Below are 8,331 nucleotides of genomic sequence, written 5' to 3'. Positions count from 1 at the left end.
TCACCCTCTGGGACGGCGCGGACGTTCCGTGGTGACCGGCCCGGGCCGACCGACGCAGGCTCGTTTGGTCGGGTGGAATAGGGACACCGTCGGCGTTTGTTGCCGCAGGCATGCCACTTGAAGGTGTATACGAACCGAGTACTTCCGATTGGGCTCGCAACCAGGCCGAGCTCTATGAACAGACCGATGGGGAGAAGGGCGGCACGCTCCAGGGCCGTCCCGTGATCGTGCTGACGTCCGTCGGAGCGAAGACCGGAAAGCTTCGCAAGACCGCGTTGATGCGGGTCGAGCACGACGGCGAGTACGCCGTGGTCGCGTCGCTCGGCGGCGCGCCCAAGCATCCCGTCTGGTACTACAACCTCGTCGAGCATCGGCACGTCGAGCTGCAGGACGGCTCGGTCAAGAAGGACTACGAGGCGCGTGAGGTCGTCGGCGAGGAGCGGGCCCTGTGGTGGGAGCGCGCCGTCGAGGTCTGGCCGGACTATGCCAACTACGAGAAGAAGACGTCGCGGGTCATCCCTGTCTTCGTGCTGACGCCGAAGGACAGCTGACAGTTCCGCGCGCTCCATGATCATGAGCACTAACCGTGTAAATAGCACGGTTAGTGCTCATGATCATGGCGAGATTGGCTAGGAGCGGCGGAAGGTGGCCTGGTGGGTCCTGCCGTCCGCGTCGCTGGTGTCCACCCGCAGCCGGATGGCGGGCTGCGTGTCGTCGACGGTGACCGTGTCGTCTCCGGTCCAGTCGCGGTAGCCTGCGTGTTCCAGCTCGATGGACAGTGAATCCTGCAGGTGGGTGGGGTCGGAAACGGCGACAGTGAGCGTGCCCGCCCGTTCGGAGATCATGACCGAGCACGGCTGCTCGACGGTGATCTTCCGCTCCGTGCCGGCGCGCCAGAAGTTGGCTGCTGTGACACCGAGACGCGGTACTCGGACCACCTGTGCGTCACCAGCGTTGGTCACGATCTCCGTCCCCGGATCGGCCGCGATCTCCGCAGTGCGTTCCGCCGAGACGCCGGGTAGCAGGACGTACGCGTACGACGCGGCGTCGGGATCGGCGCCATGGTCGAACCACAGCGTGAGGTAGCGCCGGGTGATCGGGTCGGGGTCGCCGTTGCCGATGTCCTGCCAGCTGCCGGTCCGCTCCTCGCGCAGCGCGTGCAGCGTCGCTCCGCCGGGGAACAGGTAGCCGCCCACGCCCTCCAGATGCGCCCAGCGCGCGCCGTCGAACCGGGCGCTCCACCCCTGCGTCGTCGGTTGACGTTCGCCGTCGACAGTGAGCGTGTTCGTGCCGTCGGCGTGCAGGTTGCGGTTTTCGACGACGGTCTCCACCGTCTCCGTGGGTTCGGTGAGCGTCAGGTACAGGTACGGGTCGTAGGCGTAGGAGCTGTACTCCGTGCTGGCCACCCAGACGCTGAGCCCGGAGCCGTCCGGCGGGTCCTGCTTCAGTGCGAGGCTGACCCGGTCATTCCCGGCGGCGAGCTCTTCGAGGACGTGCGACGTGACGTCGATGACCCGCCACCGACGATGCTCGTCCACACGCGCGGAGCCGAGCCGCGGGCCGGTGTCCGGCTTGGTGTTCCAGGTCAGGGTGGACTCGTCCCACGAGTCCAGGACGCCGTGCGCGTCGATGTCGGTCTCGTTGCCGCCGGAGTCCTGTACTTGTGCGTAGACGTGCAGGCTGGCCTTGACCACCTCGGATGGTAGGTCGGTGAGGTCGAAGGCGAAGTAGGCCTCCCGGGTGACGTTCTGGCTGCCCTTCTTTACCAGCAGCCGGTTGTCCGAGCCGAAGTTGTCGTCGGCCTTGTTGCCGGCGTTGACGTGGGCGTCGGCGACGGCTTCGGCGATGTGGCCGCCTCCGCCGGTGATGCCCGCGCCGAGGGCGACGACGCGGTCGTCGAGGCAGAACCAGGACTTCTTGGCGCGCAGCGACGACTCCATCGCGTTGAGCTCCATGCCGACCGCTGCGAACTCGTCGTTCAGCACCGAGCCGCCGACCCACCGGCTGTCCGGCCGGGAACGGACTCCGACCATCTCCTCGAGGCGGCGGGTGTCGACCGTGATGCCGGGCAGCCGGTAGGGGTCGACAGTTGGCCAGAAGCCGTCCATGAACTGGCCGTTGTCCGCGTTGTACAGGTACGTCATGCCCTCGCCGGTGTGCCAGCCCTTGACGTTCTCCCGGCCGCTGGCGACCTCGTAGCGGCCGACTCGGGCGCTGCACATGGCGATCGCGTACGCCCAGCCGTCTCTGCGGTGGATGGCGCGGGCCATCTGGGCGAACAGCTTGTGGTTGACCGGTTCCGGCGCCGGCTGCACGGACCCGTCGGCCAGCAGCTCCTTGAAGAGCGCCAGCCGTTGGATCGACGCGTCGCCGAGCGGGTCGTCGTACGTGTCGCGCTCGATCCAGCCCTTGACCATCGCCCGCCAGCGCGCCGCGGTGTCGTCGTCGGCCGCCTGCGCCAGCCGGAGCACGATCTCCGACACGTGGTGGCCGCCACCGTGGTCGCCCGCGGAACGAGAGATCGACCGGCCCCGGATACAGTCGAGCAGCTGGTTGTCGTACACCACCGGCGCCAGCATGAGATCCACGGCGTTGAACGCGAACTCCCGCTCCGCGCTCCCGATATCCCAGGGCGAGCCGGCGTACAGCACCAACTGGTTGGAGAACCGGTTGACGAAAGACACGCCGTAACTGCCGGTGTACGGAATGCCGGCGTGGAAGAGATACGATCCGTCCCGGTAGAGCCCGTCCCCGCCATTGACGTAGACGAAGACGTCGGTGAGCCCGTCCCGCGCGCGGGTGATGCGCTCCTCGTTGCGTCCGACGATGCCGCGGATCGCCACCGCCTCGCACAGCCACATGCGGTTCGAGCCGGTCGAGAGCTTCCGGCGTTCGTCGATGTACTGGTAGTGCGGGTCCGGGATGAAGTGGTCGACGGTCTCGATGTAGCGCTGCAGCGCTTCCGCGGGGACGTGCTCGTACACCAGCGCACAGGTGTTCATCAGCGCGTTCGGTCCGCTGATCTCCCAGTGGTACCAGTTGCCGAACTCGTCCCGGCCGGCGTGGAAGATCAGTCGATTGGTGGTGTCCATGCCGGCCAGGACGTCCGCGAGCACGTCGGGATCGCCCTTGAAACGGGACCCTGGGGTGCGCATCGCGGTCGCCATCTGCTGGAGTCTGCTCAGTGTCAGCGGAATGCGGCTCGACCCTTCCAGGGTGCCGTCCTCGATGAACGGCATGTCCGTGAACACGCCGGGCCGGTCGGCGGAGCGATCGATCAGCTCGATGGAGGACGCCACACCATCGTCGAGCCGGTCCACGACGGCCCCGAAGTCGGGATCGGAGCCGTCGAAGTCGCCGCCGGTGAGCAGGTTGACCCAGGTCGCCAGCAGTGCGTCGTACTGGTCGTCATCGGCGGCCCGGGCAGTGGATACGCCGAGCAGGCCGTATGGGGCCAGGACGCTCCCCGCCGTGACGGCGCCGGCGCCAAGGATCAGGTGTCGTCGGGACAATCGGTTGAGACCGGTTGCTCTCGTCGTGCGTTGGTACGCGTTCATCAACGCTCCTCATGCTGATGCAGGCACGTGTGGTGTTGAAGAGGAAGCTGTTTCATGGGCGGTGCGTGGTTACCACTCGACCTCGACGTGATGGGAACGCCCGTCGCTGGACGAGCTGTCGATCACCATGGTCAGTTCGTTTCCGTCCACGCTGACCTCGACCGTCGGGTCGGCATGGACCGTGTCCAGCCGATGCCCCGGCGGGAAAGTGACCACCGTGCGCCGTTCGTCGCGGGACTGGCTGGCGTCCGCCATGGCGATCTCCATCCGGCGGTTTCCGGTCCGCAGCGTCGAGACACAGGTCTCCTTGCGTCCGGAGATCGTCATGGGGCCGGCCTCGATCGTCGCCGCTTCATGGAAGTTGGCGCTGACGAACCCGGACCTTCGGGCCGACACCGCCTGCACCGTGGTGTCGTTGCGCAGGATCTCCACGCCAGGGTCGCGCTCCCGCGACGTCGCCTCGTCAGGCCCGGCCAGCGGCAGCATCAGGTACGCGTACGCGGCGCCGTCGGGACGAATGCCGTGATCCAGCCAGGCCGTGTGCACCTCGTTGGTGTGCACCTCGGTGCTGCGGCCGTCCGAGAGATCCGCCCACGCTCCGGATCGGGTCTCCCGCAAGAACTCCACCGTGCGCGGCCCGTCGAGCGTGATGTAACTGGCCGTGTCGGGCAGCGTCATGGTGCGGACGTCGGCGACGGTGGCCCGCCAGCCGTCCTGCTCCGATTCTTCGACGGCCGCGCCGTTGACGTACCAGTGGCGCATGGCGTCGGTCTTGATCGCCCGGTTCTCCAGTATGGTCTCGACGTGGTGATCGGCGCTGCCTCCGCTGATGCCCGTGCCGAGGCAGACGACGCCGTCGCCGACGAAGAACCAGGACAGCATGGCGACCATGTCGGACTCGTAGCCCTGCAGCTGCTGTACCCAGCCCGCGTAGGCCGGATGCTGGTAGAAGCCGTCATCGGCGCGGTGCCCACCCACCTGCGAGCCTCCGACGAAGGCGAAGCCGCCCCGTCCGCCACTGCTCTGTCCGTGCGGCTGCGAGTCGATGGTGGTACCCGGCATGCGGTACGGGTCGATGGTGGGGAACCAGTTGTTGTACTGCTCCTGTTCCGACTCCAGATGCAGGTAGCGCGCGCCCGACCCCTGATGCCAGGCCTTGAGGTTCTCCCCACCCTGGGTTTCGAATCCTCGGGTGCGGGTGCTCGCCGTGGCCAGGCTGAAGCACCAGCCGTCCCCGCGGGCCAGGATGCGGTCCATCTGTGGGAACAGCCGCGGGCCGGGCTCCTCCTCCAGCGCCGGCACGTCGGAGTCCAGCAACTGCTGCGCGAGCAGCGCCTCGGACAGCGGCCGGAGCGCGAAGTAGTTCACCTCGGTGGCCTTCTGCAGCCACCCCTTGACGTATCCCTGCCACTCACGGGCCATCTCCGCCGGGGCTCCCTCGGCGAGCGTGAGGATGCTGCCCATCAGCCAGGCCGAGTTCGTGTTCGCCCGCCCGACGGCGCGCCCGCACACGGGAGGCAAGGTCCAGGCCTCGCTGGTCCACGGCACGAAGGTCCGTACGATGCTTGTGCGGAACGGGCCGACCTCCGCCTCGTCCAGGTCCCATTGGGTGCCGCCCAGCATGGCGAGCACGTAGCTCGACGACGTCACCAACGCACGGCCGTACGTTCCGGTGTAGGGCACGTTGTTGTGCGCGATCAAGGACCCGTCGAAGTACACGCCGTTCTCAGAGGTGGTCAGGGCGATCGCGTCGGGAACGCCGCCGGCGGCGAGCTGAATTCGTTCCGCGTCGTCGACCAGGGCAGCGGCCACCAGGACGTTCTGGCAGAGGTAGAGACGGTTCGAGCCGGTGGCCAGCTTGTGCCGGTCGTCGTACGGCGGGTAGTTGTACTTCGGGTCCGGCACGAAATGGGCTACGGCCGCGGAGAGGTCGGCTCGCAGCTGGTCAGGCAGGATGTCCCCGACGATGGTGGCCGCCTCGAGGATGCCGCGGGGCGCCCCGATCTCGAAGTGGTACCAGCTGTTGAACTCCAGTGTGTCGACGTTGTACTGCAGGTCATGCAGGGTCTGCAGACCGGCCACGATGGCGCTGCCCAGCTCTTCGTCGTGCTGATACGGGGATCCCGCTGCCGCCCAGGACTTGGCCATCGAGGCGAGGTTCAGCGCGGTGGTCTGAATCGGCCGGGAATCGGTGATGTCGGCGAGCGGCTCGTCCGCGAAGACCCGGTCTCGTCCGGGGTCATGCACCACCGCGGCCAGCAGGTCATCCGTGATCTCGGTCATTGACTCGATAGTTCGGACGATGTCGGGATGGCTGGTGTCGGAGTCGGCGGGGCCGACCAGCAGTTCGACGTATCTGTTGCGGATGAGTTCGAACTCGTCGGCCGCGCGGGCGACGCGCGGGGAGAAGATACTGAACCCCGCGGTGCCGGCCGCCACCCCGGCCGCCAGACCTGCTCCAAGCCCGAGCAGAGTTCGCCGGGACAGTTCAGTGCGTGTGTGGACCTGCATCATGACCTCCGTGGATGGTCGGGACGACTGAGGATGACGACGCCCATGATCATGAACAGTTACCGTTCATATGGCACGGTAAGTGTTCATGATCATGGAGCAGGCTCAGCTCTCGACATAGACCCCCTTGGTGGAGAAGACCGAGGTGAACGGCCAGAGCTGGAGGTTCTTGACGTGCGGCTTGATCAGGAGGTTGTAGCCGCCCCAGAGCACAGGGATCTCCACGAACGCCTCATCGCGCGCGACGGCGCACTCCACGAGCAGCTCGAACTGCTTGTCGCCGTCGGTCTCGGCCATCGCCTGCTTTGCGAGGTCGACGGCCTTCTCACACTCTGGATAGCGGTTGCCGTCCAAGATGGCCAGGAACTCGTCCGGGGACGCGCCGCTGTCGACGGCGGCGAGGAACTCCTCGGCGACGTCCGGTGGTACCAGGTTGATCCCGCCGATTCTGGACGACGCAGCGGGCAGGATGCGCTTCGCCGCCGAGTCCAGCACGGGTGGCGACACCGAGGTGTTCAGCTGGTAGAACCCGACGTAGTCCTCCGGCATGAGCTTGGCGATGTTCTCGATGAACAGGCCGCGTTCGATGTTGTCGATGGTGACGTCGATGCCCAGGTTGTCTCGCCACATCTGGCCGATCGCCTCGACCCATGGACTGGACTGGTAGTCCATCAGCGTGATCGTCGGCAGACCTTCGCCGTTGGGGAATCCAGCCTCGTCGAGCAGCGACAGGGCACGATCGACGTCGTACTCCACGCCGGGGATCTGGTCGGAGCCCTCGATGACGTCGGGAATCATCGAGTTCCCGGGCACGGCGGGCTTGCTGATCTCGCCCAATGCCTCCCGGTCGATGGCGATCGAGAGCGCCTCGCGGATCCGCACATCGTTCAGCGTCGTATTGCGGCTGTTCAGCATGATCAGCTGCCGCATCTGGTTCGGCGGTGCCGACATGAGCTCACCGGCGACGTCGGAGGTGGTGACCGCCTCCAGGTCGTCCTCGATGCGGCCGGTGATGTCGATCTCGTCGCCCTGATAGCTCAGCAGGTCGGCCGTCGTGCCGCCGTCGTTGAACGTGACCTCGATACGGTCCAGGTGATGGTTGTCCGCGTCCCAGTAGTGCTCGTTGCGCAGCAGCACGGCCCCCTGGTTGATGCGGAAGCTGTCCAGGACGTAGGCACCGTTGCTCACCCACTGGTCGGTGTCGAGCCATTGGTCGCCCAGCTCTTCGACCGTCGGTGGGTGCAGCGGGAAGAACTGGTAGTGCGCGAGGTGGAGCAGGAGCGTGGAGTTGGGGGCCTCGAGTGTGACCTCGAAGGTGGTGTCGTCCGGGGCCTTGACCCCGACGTCGTCGAAGTTCTCGGTGGCGCCGTTCATATAGTCGCCCGCCCCGGCGACCAGCATGTTGGCCTGGTTGTACGAGGGCGAGTTCTCGCCCGCGATACCGGGGGTGAGGATGCGCTGCCAGTTCCACAGCAGGTCCTGCGCGGTGACAGCGTCGCCGTTGGACCACCGGGCATCGGAACGCAGATGGAAGGTGTACGTGAGCTGGTCCTCGGAGACGTCCCAGCTCTCGGCGAGCCCGGGCAGCACGTTGGACGGGTCGTCGGCGTCCAGCACGACGAGGCCTTCCCACAGCGCGGTCATGATGATCTGCCCGTTCGACGAGCCGCCGGCGATCGCCGGGTCGAGCTCGCTGATCGGGATCATCGACACGCGCAGCGTGCCACCCTCCTGCGGGCCGTCGCCCTCACCGTCGCCACCTCCGCCGTCGCCGTTCCCATTGCCCGCGGCGTCGTTACCGCCGCTGTCGTCGTTGCCGTCGAAGCCGCATGCGGTCGTGGCCGCGCCGACTGCGGCGAGCGACGCCGCCAGAAAGGTGCGGCGCCGTATTGGGTGTGCGTGGTTCATCTGAACCTCCTGAATGGACGGTCTTTCACATAGGTGGTTGACGCTGGCCGGCCGAGCCGTCCGCCTGGGTGGTGCGCACCCAATGCCGCGGGTTGACTTCGACGAGTTCACCGCTGTGGGTGTCGGCCGCGGCGGCCGGCTGCCACGGCACGGGTTCGCTGCGGACTGGCAACACCGCGGCCAACAGCGCCTTGGTGTAGGGATGCTGGGGGCGGGCGAAGAGTTCGGCAGTGGGTGCGGCCTCGACGATGTGCCCGGACGCCATCACGATGACGCGGTCGCACAGCCGCTGGGCCACGGCCAGGTTGTGGGTGATGAACAGCATCGACAGGCCGAGCCGGCGCTTGAGGTCGTC

General features: G+C 67.0%; 5 protein-coding genes. 1 reads left to right on the top strand and 4 read right to left on the bottom strand.

The annotated features are described in order from the left end of the window. Positions 1-110: 110 nt before the first annotated feature. Positions 111-551, top strand: coding sequence for a nitroreductase family deazaflavin-dependent oxidoreductase (locus ELR45_RS02695; RefSeq protein ID WP_129663186.1), 441 nt, complete (start codon positions 111-113; stop codon positions 549-551). Between the two features lie 78 nt (positions 552-629). On the opposite strand, the gene ELR45_RS02690 is transcribed toward ELR45_RS02695, so the two are convergent. From ELR45_RS02690 to ELR45_RS02675, 4 genes are all read right to left on the bottom strand, one after another. Then, positions 630-3,557 carry a polysaccharide lyase family 8 super-sandwich domain-containing protein gene (locus ELR45_RS02690; protein ID WP_129663184.1) on the bottom strand — a complete coding sequence of 976 codons (2,928 nt, stop codon included), beginning with the start codon at positions 3,555-3,557 and terminating at the stop codon, positions 630-632. 69 nt (positions 3,558-3,626) lie between these two features. Continuing rightward, complete coding sequence (locus tag ELR45_RS02685) at positions 3,627-6,068, bottom strand: polysaccharide lyase family 8 super-sandwich domain-containing protein (RefSeq protein WP_165367413.1); 2,442 nt, start codon at positions 6,066-6,068, stop codon at positions 3,627-3,629. A gap of 105 nt (positions 6,069-6,173) precedes the next feature. Continuing rightward, positions 6,174-7,976, bottom strand: coding sequence for a peptide ABC transporter substrate-binding protein (locus tag ELR45_RS02680; RefSeq protein WP_129663180.1), 1,803 nt, complete (start codon positions 7,974-7,976; stop codon positions 6,174-6,176). A 25-nt stretch (positions 7,977-8,001) separates the two neighbouring features. Next, a partial coding sequence (locus ELR45_RS02675) for an ABC transporter ATP-binding protein (RefSeq protein ID WP_476704116.1) occupies positions 8,002-8,331 on the bottom strand: 330 nt, incomplete at its 5' end.

The sequence above is a fragment of the Phytoactinopolyspora endophytica genome (genome assembly GCF_004138495.1).
Lineage (GTDB): Bacteria > Actinomycetota > Actinomycetes > Jiangellales > Jiangellaceae > Phytoactinopolyspora > Phytoactinopolyspora endophytica.
The sequence above is the reverse complement of the archived record's forward strand: the minus strand, read 5'-3'. Positions and strand labels throughout refer to the sequence as shown.